This is a genomic window from Methyloversatilis sp. S146-33, from assembly GCF_059552495.1.
In genome coordinates, this window is sequence record NZ_JCANOT010000026.1 from 295,023 (window position 1) to 309,744 (window position 14,722).

Here is a 14,722-nt window from a genome sequence, read left to right on the forward strand (position 1 = left end):
CTGCTTCGTCGTCCGGACGTACCCCTCAATCACCCACTTGAAGGAGAGACCGACATGCGATTCATGGTGCTGATCAAGGCCGACGCGAACAGCGAGGCGGGCGTAATGCCGGACGAGGCGCTGCTCACCGAGATGGGCCGCTTCAACGAGGAACTGGTCAAGGCCGGCGTCATGCTGGGCGGCGAAGGGCTGCACCCAAGTTCGCGCGGGGCCCGCGTAAGGTTTTTCGGCTCCGCGCGCGAGGTGACCGACGGCCCGTTCGCCGAGACCAAGGAGCTGATCGCCGGCTACTGGGTGTGGCAATGCGCGTCGCTTCAGGAAGCCATCGACTGGGTGAAGCGGTGCCCCAACCCGATGCCGGGCGAGTCGGAAATCGAGATCCGGCAGATTTTCGAATCCGACGACTTCGGCGATGCGATGACGCCCGAACTGCGCGCGCAGGAGGATCGGCTGCGCGAGCAGATCGAGCGCAATCTGCCCGGCGGCTGAGCACACCGGCAGGGTCGAATCTGACGCTCTATTGAAAAACAATATATCAACCGATATATTGTTAGCCATGGACACACCCACGCTCGACGATCTGCGCATCTCCGCTTCGCGTGCCTGCGCGCTGCTGCGCGTGCTGGCGCACGAGGACCGGCTGGTGCTGCTGTGCCGGCTGGCCGAGCGCGAGCACACGGTGGGGGAGCTGGAACAGACGCTGGGCATCGTCCAGCCCACGCTGTCGCAGCAGCTGGGTGTGCTGCGCCGCGAGGGCCTGGTCGATACGCGGCGTGACGGCAAGTACATCCATTACCGCATTGCCAGTGACGACGCGCTGGCAGTCATGCAGACCCTGCACGCGCGCTTCTGCGCCGACACCGATAAGCACGGAGACACACGATGAACATTGCCTGGGACGCCTTCACGCCCTGGAGTTCGCTGGCCGGCGGCGTACTGATCGGCCTGTCGGCCGCCTTGCTGATACTGGGCAGCGGGCGGGTGGCCGGCATCAGCGGCATCGTCGGCGGTCTGCTCAAGCCGGGTGGCCCGGATACGACCTGGCGGCTGGCCTTCCTCGGCGGGCTGCTGGCTGCGCCCTTGCTGTGGCGGCTGTTTGCCGCGCTGCCCGAGGCGCAGCCGGTGGCCGGCGGCGGCCTGCTGGTCGTCGCCGGACTGCTGGTCGGCATCGGCACGCGTTACGGCTCGGGCTGCACCAGCGGCCATGGCGTGTGCGGCCTGTCGCGCCTTTCACCACGGTCGCTGGTGGCCACGCTGGCCTTCATGGGCGCCGGTTTTGCCACCGTCTATATCGTCCGTCACCTGCTCGGAGCATGAACATGCAAGCGCTGATCGCACTCGTCGCCGGCCTCCTGTTTGGCCTCGGCCTGTTGCTGTCCGGCATGGCCAACCCGACCAAGGTGGTCGGCTTTCTCGACCTGGCCGGCAGCTGGGACCCGTCGCTGGCGCTGGTCATGGCCGGGGCGATCGGTGCCGCGTTGCCGGCATTCACGCTGGCAAAGGCGCGCCGGCAGTGCTGGGCCGGCTGCGATGTGGCGCTGCCGACAGCGACGCGCATCGACGCGCCGCTGGTACTGGGCAGCCTCGCATTCGGCGTCGGCTGGGGGCTGGCAGGTTACTGTCCGGGGCCGGCGCTGGTGTCGCTGACTATGGGGTCGATGACGGCGGTGGTGTTCGTGGCCGCGATGATCGCCGGCATGGCGATCCACGCCTGGCTCACGCGGCCGCGGGCGTAAGCAGGTAGTCGAACAGCGCGCGCACGCTGCGGATCTGGTTGCCGAAGGGCAGGGCGCCGCGGCCGCGGAAGAAGAGGCCGGTCTTCAGGTCACCCTTCAGCGCGGCGGCCAGCTGGTGATCGATGCAGAACTGGCCCCAGCCGATCAGGCCGTCGCGCAGCCCGCACTGGGCGAGGCAGTCGAAGCTCTTGGCGCAGCGCGACTTGGCGTGTGCCACCGCCTGCGTCTTGTCGATCAGCGACAGGTATTTCTGCAGCCAGGGCGTGCGCACCGCGCGCGCCGGCAGACCGGCCACGCTGGTGAATTCCACCAGGTCCTCGTCGCGCGCCTCTGCCAGCACGTGCTTGAAGGCGTCGTCTGCGTCGCATTCCTCGGTCACCGCGAACGAGGTGCCGAACTGCACCGCCGACGCGCCCAGCGCCTGCATGCGACGGATGTCCTCGTGCGTGCGCAGGCCGCCGGCGACGATGACCGGCACCTGTCCGTCGAGCCCGGCCTTGTGCAGCACTTCCAGCGTTTCCGGCACCACGCGTTCGAAATCGAAGCGCGGGTCGCTGGTGTCTTCGACCTTGGCCGCGCCGAGGTGGCCGGCGGCCCAGCCCGGGTGTTCGAGCACGACGGCATCGGGTGCGCGCTGCTTGCGCTCCCATTTGCGGACGATGAGCTGCACGCCGCGCGCGTCGGACAGGATGGGGATCAGCGCCGCCTTCGGGTGTTCGCGCGCCAGTTCCGGCAGATCCAGCGGCAGGCCGGCGCCGACGACGATGGCGTCGATGCCCGCCTGCAGTGCGGTCTTCACGTGTTCGGCGTAGGCGCTGACGGCACGCATCACGTTCACCGCAAGCATGCCGCGACCGCCCGAAATTTCCTTCGCTGCCGCGATCTCGCGCTGCAGGGCTTCGACGTTGGCGGCGTTGATCTGCTGTTTGGCGTCTTCACCGCGCAGGCCGCGTGTGCGTTCCATCAGGTCCGGGTGATGACGGCGCAGGTCGACCGATGAAAGGGTGCCGACGCCGCCCTGCTGGGCCACGGTGCCTGCCAGCCGGTGTGCCGACACGCCGACGCCCATGCCGCCCTGCACGATGGGCAGCAGTGTGCGGCCGCCCAGCTTCAGCGGCTGCAGGCCGCTGCGGGCGAACTGCTCGGCATGCGGACTGACCGCCGACGTGACGGCGGAAACTTCGGAAGGGGACTGCATCATGGTGTACGGACCGACGGAGTGTGGGCGACACCATAGCCGCCCGACGGCAGAGCCGGCTTGAGCAAGGTCAAGCCGGTCCCCCGTCACGATGCACGCGTCACCCGCCCGGGCCGGGGTCTGTGGGAGGGGTCTTCTGACCCCGTCAGCAACCCGCATCGAAGCCTGCGGGCCGCGACGTCCGCGCCGCGCCCACAGGCATCGACCCACCGGCCGCTCAGCGCATGCGCCGCTTCACGGCCAGGCCGATCATGCCGAGGCCGGCCAGCAGCATGGCGTAGGTTTCCGGTTCCGGTACCGCGCTGATCGAGAACATCGAGGTTGTGCCGGACACTTCGTTGGCCACCGCGAGGAAGAGCTTGCCGTCGTATTCGAAGGCGCTCAGGCCTTCCGGCGACAGCGAGTCGGCGTCGACGATGAAGTCGAGGAAGGTGGCGGCGGTCGGGTCGGTCACGTCGTAGATCGCGATCACGCTCTGCAGCGAACGTTCGAAGCCGATGAAGGCCAGCGTGCGCTCGCCCACTTCGAGCAGCGTCACGCCTTCCGGTTCGATGCCCTTGTTGTCGCTGCGACCGTCGTCGATCAGCGCCGGGAACTGCGCCAGCAACAGCGCTTCGAGCTGGTTGCCGCTGTCGAAGACCTGATTGCCGTTCTCGTCCAGGATGGAGAAGGAGCGGCCGCCGAAGGTGTGGATTTCGTCGTAGTCGCCGTCGCCGTCGAGGTCGCCGCCGGAGGTCGTGACCGTCAGGCGGCCGAGGTTGGCATTCTTCTTCAGGTCGGCCGCGTTCGGAAACACGGTCGGGTCGAGCACGTAGCTGCCGGAACCGACGCGGATCTCCTCGTTGAAGGCGCCGGGGACCGCGTCGGCGAGGTTGCGCGAGTCGCCTTCGTTGGCGGTGACGTAATAGGTCTTGCCGCCGCTGCTGTAGGCGGCGATGGCATCCGGCATGTACATGCCCTTGACCGGCACCGTGCGGTAATTGCCGGTCAGTGCCGTATTGGCCGGGCCGTCGCGGTCGGAGGTGTCGATCGCGTTCTGCGGCAGGCTGAAGTCCTTCAGGCCGAGCGACTTCACGCTGGTGATCGAATTCGTCGTCAGATCGATCATCGCCACCGCGTTCGCTTCCTGCAGCGTCACCATCGCGCTCTTGCCGTCCTTCGCCACTGCGATGTATTCGGGTTCCCAGTCGAGCGAGGGCTTGCTGCCCGGCGTGACGATGCGGCCGAGACCGCTGGTGCCGTCGTAGGCGCTGAAGCCCAGCGTGGTGACGGCATCGCGCGTGGTGTCGATGATGCTGATCGAGCCGCGTGCCTCCTGCGTGGTGGAGGCGGTCAGCGGCAGCGGTTCGCCTTCGTTGGCGGTCATGATGCGACCGTCCGGCGTGAAGGTGACCATGTCCGGCAGGGCGCCGACCGAGTAGCTGTTCAGCATGCTGCGGCTGGTCGTGTCGAAGGTGAGCACGGTGCCGGCGGCGGTCTTGACCGGTGCCGCGATGGCGAAGGCGGCCACGCCGTTGCGGACGGCGACGCTGTTCAGCTCACCCCAGGCGGTGGTGTCGATGTGCTGCACGAAGCTGCCGGTCGCTGCGCTCAGGATGTCGATGCCTTTCAGGCCCGCCACCCACAGTTCGTTGTTGAGGCTGTCGAAGGCGACGATTTCCGAGGTCTGCCCGGCGACGCTGGTGCCGGCGCCGTGGGTGAAGGTCCACAGCTTTTCCCAGCTGACGGCATCGGCTGCCTGGACGACCGGAACGAACAGCGCGGCGATGGCCGCGGCGGTGATTTTTCTGACCATGACGAACTCCTGTTGTTGTTGGGCGATACGCGTCTTGCAGACGCGCAATCACAGCAACAGGATGTTTCGACTAGGTTACGCCGCGATGACATGACACAGTTTTGCAATCGGGTGCCGCCCCGCAGGGCCGGGCGGCACCCGATCGACTGCCCCGTCGCGGACGAGGACTAGCGGTACTCCGACAGCGGCGGGCAGGTGCACACCAGGTTGCGGTCGCCGGCGACGTTGTCGACGCGCGCGACCGGCGGCCAGTACTTGTCGCGGTCCACCGATTCGGTCGGGAAGAACGCGGCACGACGGCTGTAGGGCCGTGTCCATTCATCGGCGATCAGCAGTTCGTGCGTGTGCGGCGCGTGCTTGAGCAGGTTGTCCTCGCGGACGGCGCGGCCGGCTTCGATGTCGGCGATCTCGGCGCGAATCTGGATCATCGCGTCGCAGAAGCGGTCGATCTCGGCGCGGTTCTCGCTCTCGGTCGGTTCGATCATCAGCGTGCCCGGCACCGGGAAGGACACCGTGGGCGCGTGGAAGCCGTAGTCCATCAGCCGCTTGGCCACGTCCTCGACTGTGACGCCGCTCGTTTCCTTCAGCGGACGCAGATCGACGATGCACTCGTGCGCGACCCGGCCGTGCTTGCCGGTGTAGAGCACCGGGTAGTGCGGCGCCAGCTTCTGTGCGATGTAGTTGGCATTGAGTATCGCCACCTGGGTCGCGCGCTTCAGGCCGGCCGCACCCATCAGTGCGATGTAGGCCCAGACGATGGGCAGGATGCTGGCCGAGCCCCAGGGCGCGGCGGATACGGCACCGATGGTGCCGGCCGGACCGGCCACCGGGTTCACGCCCTGCACCACCGGGTGGTCGGGCAGGAAGGGCGCGAGGTGCGGTGCGACCCCGATCGGGCCCATGCCCGGGCCGCCGCCGCCGTGCGGGATGCAGAAGGTCTTGTGCAGGTTCAGGTGGCACACGTCGAAGCCGATGTCGCCCGGCCGCACCAGGCCCACCATGGCGTTCATGTTGGCGCCATCCATGTAGACCTGGCCGCCGTGCGCGTGGATCAGCGCGCAGATGTCGCGTACGCCCTCCTCGAACACGCCGTGCGTGGACGGGTAGGTCATCATCAGCGCGGCCAGCCGGTCGGCATGCTGTTCCGCCTTGGCCTTCAGGTCGGCGAAGTCGACATTGCCCAGCGTATCGCAGGCGACGACGACCACTTCCATACCGGCCAGCACCGCGCTCGCCGGGTTGGTGCCGTGCGCCGACGCCGGGATCAGGCATACATTGCGGTGACCCTGGCCGCGTGTCTGGTGGAACTTGCGGATCACCAGCAGTCCGGCGTATTCGCCCTGAGAGCCGGCATTCGGCTGGAAGGACATCGCGGCGAAGCCGGTGATCTCGCACAGCCGCTCTTCGAGTTCCTCGAACAGCTGCTGGTAGCCCTGCGCCTGTTCCAGGGGCACGAAGGGATGCAGTGCGGCGAACAGCCGGTAGGTGACCGGCGTCATTTCGGTGGTCGAGTTCAGCTTCATCGTGCACGAGCCGAGCGGAATCATCGCCCGGTCGAGTGCGATGTCGCGCGTGGCCAGCCGGCGCATGTAGCGCATCATTTCGGTTTCCGAGTGATAGCGCTGGAACACCGGGTGGGTCAGGATGGCCGATTCGCGGCGCAGATCGGCCGGGATGCAGTCAGCGACGCGGGCGTCCATTTCGGCCAGATCGAGCACGCTGTCGGCACGCGTGGCGAAGGTGGCGAGCAGCCGCTTCAGTTCGCTGCGGCGTGACGTTTCGTCGAAGGACGCCGACAGGTGGTCGGCGTCGATCACGTGCAGGTTGAAGCCCGCTTCACGCGCCCGCGCGGCGATGCGGCGGGCGATGCCCGGCACGCGCACCTGCACGGTGTCGAAGAAGCGCTCGTGCACGACGTCGAAGCCCAGTTCGCGCAGGCCCTGCGCGAACAGCACGGCCATCCGGTGCGTGCGCTCGGCAATCGTGCGCAGACCCTTGGGACCGTGATAAACAGCGTAGAAGGATGCGATCACCGCCAGCAGCACCTGCGCCGTGCAGATATTGCTGTTCGCCTTCTCGCGGCGGATGTGCTGTTCGCGCGTCTGCAGCGCCATGCGCAGCGCTGGCCGGCCGTTGGCGTCGGTCGACACGCCGATGATGCGGCCCGGCATCTGCCGCTTGTGCTCGTCGCGGCAGGCGAAGAAGGCGGCGTGCGGGCCGCCGTAGCCCATCGGCACGCCGAAGCGCTGGGCGCTGCCGAACACGATGTCGGCACCCATGCCCTCGGCACCCGGTTCCTTCAGCAGCACCAGCGCCAGCGGGTCGGCCGCGACCGCCGACAGCGCGCCGGCGGTGCGTGCCGCGGCGAGCACCGGCGACGGATCGCGCAGCCGGCCGCTGGAACCGGGATAGCTCAGCAGCATGCCGAAATACTCGCCGTCGATACCGGCCCACGGATCGCACTCGACCACCTCGATGCCCAGCGGCTCGGCGCGCGTGCGCACCACCGCCAGCGTCTGCGGGTGGGTGTCGGCATCGACGATGAAGCGCGGCGTCTTCACCTTGGAAATGCGGTGCGCCATCGTCATCGCTTCGGCGGCGGCGGTCGCTTCGTCGAGCAGCGAGGCGTTGGCCACCGGCAGGCCGGTCAGGTCGATCACCATCTGCTGGAAGTTAAGTAGTGCTTCCAGTCGTCCCTGCGAAATCTCGGCCTGATAGGGCGTGTAGGCGGTGTACCAGCCCGGGTTCTCGAGCACGTTGCGCTTGATGACATTGGGCGTGATGGTGTCGTAATAGCCCATGCCGATCAGGCTGGTGTGCAGTTCGTTGCGCGCGAACATGCGGCGCAGCGCGTCGTCGACCACGCGCTCGGAGCGCGGCGCCGGCAGGTTCAGCGGTGCGTCGAGCTGGATGTCGGCGGGTATGGTCTGGGCGATCAGTTCGTCCAGGCTGGCGACGTCGAGTGCGGCCAGCATGACGGCGAGGTCGCGTTCGTCTGGGCCGATGTGGCGGCGGATGAAGTCGCCGCGGTCTTCCAGCGCTTCGAGGGAGGGACGCTTGTCCATGGTTCAACAGTCCTTTCCGGGCCGCTTCTGGCGGTCCTTTGGTGAAGGTACCGGTCTCGCGTCATGTCGACGTCTGACCGGAGTCGAGGTTCAGCAGAAAAAGAAGCGTCGCTGTGTGCGGTCGGGCGTCAGCGCCGGTAGCGGTTCGGTACGAAGGGCATGGTGGCCGGTGCGGCCGGCACCTTCTGCCCGCGCGATTGGATGAACAGCGGCGTGCCGGCCAGTTTCGCGGCACGCTCGATATAGGCCATCGCGATCGGCCGGCCCAGCGTCGGGCTGTGGTTGCCGCTGCTGATGACGCCGATCTGGCGGCCGTCGGCATCAACCACCACGGCGCCTGCGCGCTGCGGTGCGCGGCCCTCCGGCAGCAGGCCGACGCGCACCTGCGCCGGCGGCGCGGCGAATTCGCCGAGGATGACCGCCGCGCCCGGGAAGCCGCCGGCGCGCACGCCACCGGCCCGCCGCGCCGGCGCGACCGCCCAGCCTATGGCCGCCGATACCGGCGTCGTCGTCGCGTCGATGTCGTTGCCGTACAGGCACATGCCGGCTTCCAGCCGCAGCGTGTCGCGCGCGCCGAGACCGATCCAGCGCACGTGCGGATGTTCGAGCAGGCGTTCGGCGAAGGCGGGACCGGTTTCAGCTGGCAGCGAAATCTCGAAGCCGTCCTCGCCGGTGTAGCCGCTGCGGCTGACCCGCGCGCCATCGTTGAATTCGCGCACGTCGAGAAAGCGCATGCCGGTCAGGTCGCCGTAGGGCTGCAGCACCGCTTCGGCGTCCGGGCCCTGCAGTGCGAGCAGCACGCGGTCGTCGCGCAGGCGCCAGCTGCAGTCGTTGCCGGGCGGATGGGCATCGAACTGGGCGAGCACGTCGTCGAGGCGCGAGGCGTTGCAGACCACATGGAAGGTGTCGCCCATGCGCTGGATCATCAGGTCGTCGATCAGGCCGCCGGCGGTGTTGGGCAGCAGCGAGTAGGTCTGGCGCCCGTCGGGCAGCGCGACGAGGTCGGCGGTGGTGAGCGATTCCAGCCAGGCGCAGGCGCCGGGGCCGCTGACCTCGATCTGTCCCATGTGGGACACGTCGAACAGGCCGGCGTGGGCGCGCGTGTGGAGGTGTTCCTGCAGGATGCCCGGGGCGTACTGGATGGGCATCTCCCAGCCGGCGAAGGCGACCATCTTCGCGCCCGCGGCCAGATGCAGCGGATGAAACGGTGTGCGGCGCAGCGCCGCGGTGTTCGGGGTGTCCATCGTTGGATCCTTTCCTGCCGTGCGGTCGGAGGGTGACCTGCGCATGGCTTGAGTCCAGCTCGCCGGGTGGGCGGGCAAGGGCGCGCATGATGCCATGCAACAACGGTGGTCGACGCGTCGACGACGCCGATGTTGCACCTTGACGACGGAAAGTTATTAACTGAACATTCAGTCATTAAAAACCGGATGTCCTGCACGCCGTGACAGCACGCCTTTCCGCCACTTTCCTGGTGCGCACACGATGAGCGTCGCGGCTCGTCGCGGGCGACCGGCTCTGGTCGACCCGGCGGCGCTGATACGCTGCGCGCTCGACCTGTTCGTCGAGCACGGCTACGCCGCCACCCGGCTGGAGGACGTGGCGCACGCGGCCGGCGTGTCCAAGGGCACGCTCTACCTCTATTTCGATTCCAAGCAGGCGCTGTTTGCCGCCGTCGTGCGCGAAGGCCTGGTGCCGGCGCTGGCCGAGGGCGAGGCGCTGGTGGCCGGCTGGGCCGGCAGCGGCCCAGACCTGATGCGCCAGCTGCTCGCCGGCTGGTGGCAGCTGATCGGCGAGACGCCGCTTGGTGGCCTGCCGAAGCTGATGATTGCCGAAGCGCGCAACTTTCCCGATATCGCCGAGCTGTACCACCGCGAAGTGATGCAGCGAGGCTGCGCGCTGGTCGCGCGGGCGATCGACTACGGTCACGCGCGTGGCGAATTCCGTTCGCCCGCCGACGCGCGCACCGTCGATGCGGTGATGGCGCCGCTGCTGCTGTACGTGCTGATGAAACATTCCTTCGGTTCGATTGCCGATGCCTGTTGCGGCGCTTCCGAAGCCGACGATATCCGTTTCCGCATCGAATTTTCCATTCAGGCCCTGCTCCCATGATCAAGCTGCTCGCGTTCTGCTTCGCCGCGCTGCTGCCGGTCCTGCCGTCGGCGGCGCAGACGCCACCGGCCGTCGGCTTCAAGCCGCTGTCCGAAATCGCCACCTATCCGCAGCGCGATGCACCGGCGCAGGCGGTTGCGCTCAACCGCACCCAGCTCGCCGCCGAACTGAGCGCGCGCGTGGCGTCCACGCACGCCGAACCGGGCGAGCACGTGAAGAAGGGTCAGGTGCTGGTTCGCCTCGATGCGCGCGACTACCAGCTCGCGCTGGAGCGTGCGCAGGCACAGCTGCAGGCGGCGCAGGCACGGCTGGCGCAGGCCGACGCGCAGTTGCGTCGCACGCGCGCCCTGCGGGACCAGAACTTCGTTTCGCCGGAAGCGCTGACGCAGCGCGAGACCGAGGTCGAGGTGGTCCGCGCCGATGTGGCCGTCGCCGCCAACGCGGTCGATCTCGCGCGGCGCAATGTCGATAAATGCTTGCTGCGGGCGCCCTATGACGCGGTGGTGCGCACGCGCGAGGCTTCGGCCGGCTCGCTGGCCGGCGTCGGCACACTGCTGATGACGCTGGATGACGCACGGAAGGTGGAAGTGTCGGCGCGTGTGGCGCCACGCGATCTCGACGCGCTGCGCGCCGCACGCGAACTCGCCTTCGTGTCTCCGGCCGGCCGCCAGCCGCTGCGCATCGCCCGCGTTTCGCCGGCGATCGACGACGCCACCCGTACGCACGAGGTGCGCGCCGTCTTCACCGGAGAGCGTGCGCCGTCGGGCGCCGAGGGGCGACTGGTGTGGCAGGACCCGGCGCCGCATGTGCCGGGCGAACTGCTGGTGCGGCGTGGTACGGCGCTCGGCGTGTTCGTCATGCGCGAAGGCAGCGCCCGCTTCGTGCCGCTGGACGGTGCGCAGGAGGGCCGCCCGGCACGTACCGACCTGCCGGCCGACACGCGCATCGCGGTCGACGGCCGCAACAGCCTGGTCGACGGACAGTCGCTGAAATGAAGGGCCGCATGCAGTCCTATTCGCGCTTCATCAGCAATCACCCGCTGGCCAACATCACCTTCATGGTGGTGTTGCTGCTCGGCCTGCTGGCCTATCTCGGTCTGCCGCGCGAACAGGACCCGGAAATCAACTTCAACTGGGTGCAGATCACCGTGGCCCTGCCCGGCGCTTCGCCCGAGGATGTCGAGAAGCGGGTGCTGCAGCCCCTGGAAGACGCGATCCAGAACGTGTCCGACATCCGCTTCATCTCGTCGGCCGCGCGCGACGGTCTGGCCGGCATCCTGGTGCGCTTCGACGAAGTGCCGGTCAGCACCTTCGACAAGCGGGTGAACGACCTGCGGCGCGAAATCCAGAACAAGGCGCGCGCCGAGCTGCCGGTCGAGGCGAAGGAAGCGCAGATCATCGAAATCACCAGTTCGAACGGCTTTCCGACGGCGCAGATCCTGCTCACCGGTCGCGCCGACGACGAGGTGCTGCGCGCGCTCGGCCGTGAAATGAAGACCGATCTGGAGCGGATGAAGGGCGTCGATCGCGTGTTCTCGCTCGGTCTGCACGACCCCGAACTGCGCGTCGAGTACTCAGCGCAGGCGGCACAGGCGCGCGGTCTGCTGCCAACCGACATCGCCGACGGCGTCGGCGCCTGGTTCCGCGACGTGTTCGCCGGCCGCCAGCGCGCCGGCGAGCAGGAGTGGCTGGTGCGCGTGGTCGGCCAGGACGCCGATCCCGGCTGGCTGGCCGACGTCGGCGTCGCGCCGCGGACCCGCCCGGGCAGCATGGTGAAGCTGGACGAGGTGGCGACCGTGGTGCGCGCCCGCGCGCGGCCGACGCAGCAGGTGTCGTCCGACGGTCAGCCCGGCGTGCTGTTCTCGCTGGCCAAGAAGCCGGGCGTGAACACGCTGGCGCTGATCGAGCGCGTCAATGAATACGTCGAGCGCAAGAACGCGGTGCTGGCGGCGCAGGGGCTCAAGCTCGAACTGATGGACGACCAGACGGTGCCGACCCGTGAGGCGATTGCCATCATGGAATCGAACGCCTTCTATGGCCTGCTCATCGTGCTCGCGCTGTGCTGGGTGTTTCTTGGTTCGCGTATCGCCGTGCTGGTGAGCCTGGGCATCCCGTTCTCGCTGGCCGGCACCTTCGCCATCCTGCAGGCGACCGGCTTTACGCTGAACATATCGGTGCTGCTGGGTGTGGTGATCGCGCTCGGCATGCTGGTCGACGATGCGGTGGTCATCGTCGAGGCCATCTATTACCGGCTGCAGCGCGGCGCCGCCACGCTGGACGCCGTCGTCGGCGGCATGCAGGAGGTCTGGGCGCCGGTGCTCGCTTCGGTGGCGACGACGATGGCCGCCTTCCTGCCCCTGATGCTGCTGCCGGGCATCGTCGGCAAGTTCATGTTCGTCATCCCCTTCGTCGTCACGCTGGCGCTGGCGATCAGCCTGATCGAGGCCTACTGGATGCTGCCCGCCCACGTGCTGTCGATGGGCAGTAAGGCCGAGCGGCCGTCGCGCATGCAGGCCACGCGCACCCGCTTTACCCGCGTGCTGCGCCATCGCTACGCCAAGGTGCTGGCGTTCGCGATACGCCACTGGGTCGTGCTGTGCCTCATCGTGCTGTCGCTGGTCGCCGGCGCGGTCGCTGCGATGGCGACCGGTCTGGTGCGCGTGCAGTTCTTCGCCTTCGACCCGATGCGCATCTTCTACGTGAACATCGACATGCCGGCCGGCAGTCCGCTGTCGGCGACGCTGGCGCGGGTGCAGCAGATCGAGGGCGAGGTGCGCCGCCATCTGCAGGACGGCGAGGCGCGGCGCGTGGCGGCGCTGGCCGGCGCCAAGTTCACCGACGCTGAAGCGCTGTTCGGCGACGCCTACGGTCAGGTGGTGGTGGCGCTGCTGCCGCGCGCGGACGAAGGGCGCGAGGTCGGTGCCATCGTCGATGGCATGCGCGCAGCCGTGGTCGGGCTGCCTGGCGCCGGCACCGTCAGCTTCACCCAGCTGTCCGGCGGGCCGCCGGTGCAGAAGCCGGTCAAGGTGCGGGTGCGCGGCGACGATCTGGTCGAACTGCGCGCCGCAAGTGCGGAGGTCAAGCGCATTCTGGGCGCCATCGACGGCACACGCGACATCGTCGACGACGATATCCCGGGCCGGCCGCAACTGGCGCTGCATCTCGATCGCGACGCGCTGCGCGACGCCGGCCTGACCGCCGACCAGGTGGCGCGCGCGGTGCGCCTGCAGGTGGAGGGTGAAATCGTCGCCGTCACCCGCGATCAGGGCGCCAAGCTCGAAGTGCGCGTCGCCGCCGCCGGCCACCCGGATGACGACGTGATGCGCGTGCTCGACGCGCCGATCGCGCTGCCCGGCGGTGCGGCCACCACCTTGCGCGCGTTGGTCTCCGCCGACACGACGCGCGGCCCGGGCGTGATCAAGCACTACAACCTGCGCCGCACGATCACCGTGGAGGCCGACCTCGACAAGGACAAGCTGAACGCGCTGCAGGTGACCGACGCGCTGAAGACGGCGTGGGAAGAGGCGCGTACGCGTTTCCCGCGCACCGACCTCGACTTCTCCGGCGAACTGGAAGACGTCGAGGAAAGCCTGCAGGCGATGAAGGTGCTGTTCCTGCTCGGCATCGGACTCATCTACCTGATTCTCGCGGCGCAGTTCCGCAGCTACTGGCAGCCGCTGATGATTCTGGCCACCGTGCCGCTGGCCTTCACCGGCGTCGCCGTCGGGCTGCTGGTCAGCGGTTCTCCGCTGTCGCTGTACACGCTGTACGGCGTGATCGCGCTGACCGGCATCGTCGTCAATTCGGCCATCGTGCTGATCGACGCCGCCAACGAGCGTCTGACCGCCGGCATGAGCGTGCTGCACGCGGCGATCTACGCTGCCCGCCGCCGCGTCGTGCCCATCATCATCACCACCAGCACGACGGTCGGCGGACTGTTCTCGCTGGCCGCCGGCATCGGCGGCTATTCGCTGCTGTGGGGGCCGGTGGCGGGCGCCATCGTCTGGGGGCTCGGTGTCGCCACCGTGCTCACGCTGTTCGTGATGCCCACCCTCTACATCGCCTGCATGCGCCCGCGCACTGCACGCACACGACTTCGCTCAAGTTTCTGACGCACTGCATCACGGTACAATCGCCGCTTCTTTCAGGGGACCGAAAAATGGATATCGAACAGGCGCGCTTCAATATGGTGGAACAGCAGATCCGGCCGTGGGACGTGCTGGACCAGGACATCCTCGACCTGCTGTTCGTCGTCAAGCGCGAAACCTTCGTCCCGGCGCCGCTGCGCCAGCTCGCCTTCGCCGACACCGCGATTCCGCTGGGCCACGGCGCGGCGATGCTGGAGCCGAAGATCGAGGCGCGCGTGCTGCAGGAACTGAAGCTGAAAAGCACCGACACCGTACTCGAGATCGGTACCGGCTCCGGTTACATGGCGGCCCTGCTGGGCGCCCGTGCCAGCCAGGTGACGACGGTCGAGATCGAACCGGCACTGGCCGAGCGTGCCCGCGAGAATCTGACCGCTGCCGGCGCGCTGAACGTGCGTGTCGAAGTCGGCGATGCCGCCCAGGGCTGGGCCACGCACGCGCCCTACGACGTGATCGTGGTGTCCGGCGGCCTGCCGGTGCTGCCGCAGGAGCTGGTCGCCCAGCTGCGTCCGGGCGGTCGCCTGATCGCCTTCATCGGCGAAGAACCGCTGATGAACTGCGTGCTGGTGAAGCTGAACGCCGACGGCACGCAGTCGCAGGAAGTGCTGTTCGAAACGGTGGTGCCGACGCTGCGCAACGCGCGTGGCGCGCAGCGCTTCGTGTTCTGAGGCG

12 protein-coding genes are annotated in these 14,722 nt (G+C 68.3%); 8 read left to right on the forward strand and 4 right to left on the reverse strand.

Features of this window, described 5'->3' with window-relative positions; genetic code table 11:
• Positions 1 to 54: 54 nt before the first annotated feature.
• The 4 genes from AC51BJ_RS10905 (at position 55) to AC51BJ_RS10920 (ending at position 1,736) form a co-directional block, all read left to right on the forward strand.
• Complete coding sequence (locus AC51BJ_RS10905) at positions 55 to 489, forward strand: YciI family protein (RefSeq protein WP_430435446.1); 435 nt, start codon at positions 55 to 57, stop codon at positions 487 to 489.
• Positions 490 to 556: 67 nt separating this feature from the next.
• Entirely contained in the window at positions 557 to 886 is a 330-nt protein-coding gene (locus AC51BJ_RS10910) for an ArsR/SmtB family transcription factor (protein WP_430435445.1), read from the forward strand.
• Complete coding sequence (locus tag AC51BJ_RS10915; RefSeq protein WP_430435444.1) at positions 883 to 1,317, forward strand: YeeE/YedE family protein; 435 nt, start codon at positions 883 to 885, stop codon at positions 1,315 to 1,317. Before AC51BJ_RS10910 ends, AC51BJ_RS10915 begins: the two co-directional genes overlap by 4 nt.
• Before the next feature lie 2 nt (positions 1,318 to 1,319).
• On the forward strand, positions 1,320 to 1,736 hold the full coding sequence (locus AC51BJ_RS10920; protein WP_430435443.1) for a DUF6691 family protein: 417 nt from the start codon (positions 1,320 to 1,322) through the stop codon (positions 1,734 to 1,736).
• Here AC51BJ_RS10920 and AC51BJ_RS10925 read toward each other — a convergent pair.
• From AC51BJ_RS10925 to gcvT, 4 genes are all read right to left on the reverse strand, one after another.
• Positions 1,717 to 2,937 (reverse strand): NAD(P)H-dependent flavin oxidoreductase, encoded by a 1,221-nt coding sequence (locus AC51BJ_RS10925; RefSeq protein WP_496280228.1) that lies wholly within the window; start codon positions 2,935 to 2,937, stop codon positions 1,717 to 1,719. The two genes, AC51BJ_RS10920 and AC51BJ_RS10925, sit on opposite strands and share 20 nt — an antisense overlap.
• Before the next feature lie 214 nt (positions 2,938 to 3,151).
• Positions 3,152 to 4,729 (reverse strand): choice-of-anchor I family protein, encoded by a 1,578-nt coding sequence (locus tag AC51BJ_RS10930; RefSeq protein WP_496280229.1) that lies wholly within the window; start codon positions 4,727 to 4,729, stop codon positions 3,152 to 3,154.
• Between the two features lie 167 nt (positions 4,730 to 4,896).
• Positions 4,897 to 7,794 (reverse strand): aminomethyl-transferring glycine dehydrogenase, encoded by a 2,898-nt coding sequence (gcvP, locus tag AC51BJ_RS10935; protein ID WP_496280230.1) that lies wholly within the window; start codon positions 7,792 to 7,794, stop codon positions 4,897 to 4,899.
• Between the two features lie 128 nt (positions 7,795 to 7,922).
• Entirely contained in the window at positions 7,923 to 9,038 is a 1,116-nt protein-coding gene (gene gcvT, locus AC51BJ_RS10940) for a glycine cleavage system aminomethyltransferase GcvT (protein ID WP_496280231.1), read from the reverse strand.
• Positions 9,039 to 9,279: 241 nt separating this feature from the next.
• Here gcvT and AC51BJ_RS10945 point away from each other — a divergent pair, with 241 nt between their 5' ends.
• Genes AC51BJ_RS10945 through AC51BJ_RS10960 form a run of 4 tightly spaced genes read left to right on the forward strand, consistent with a single transcriptional unit; the run spans position 9,280 to position 14,718 of the window.
• Positions 9,280 to 9,906 (forward strand): TetR/AcrR family transcriptional regulator, encoded by a 627-nt coding sequence (locus tag AC51BJ_RS10945; RefSeq protein WP_496280232.1) that lies wholly within the window; start codon positions 9,280 to 9,282, stop codon positions 9,904 to 9,906.
• Positions 9,903 to 10,901: an efflux RND transporter periplasmic adaptor subunit gene (locus AC51BJ_RS10950; protein WP_496280233.1), complete on the forward strand. Its 999-nt coding sequence runs from the start codon at positions 9,903 to 9,905 to the stop codon at positions 10,899 to 10,901. The genes AC51BJ_RS10945 and AC51BJ_RS10950 overlap by 4 nt, the downstream gene beginning before the upstream one ends.
• Positions 10,898 to 14,017, forward strand: a complete 3,120-nt coding sequence (locus AC51BJ_RS10955) for an efflux RND transporter permease subunit (protein WP_496280234.1) — start codon at positions 10,898 to 10,900, stop codon at positions 14,015 to 14,017. Before AC51BJ_RS10950 ends, AC51BJ_RS10955 begins: the two co-directional genes overlap by 4 nt.
• Positions 14,018 to 14,064: 47 nt before the next feature.
• Entirely contained in the window at positions 14,065 to 14,718 is a 654-nt protein-coding gene (locus AC51BJ_RS10960; protein ID WP_341929597.1) for a protein-L-isoaspartate O-methyltransferase family protein, read from the forward strand.
• Positions 14,719 to 14,722 lie beyond the last annotated feature (4 nt).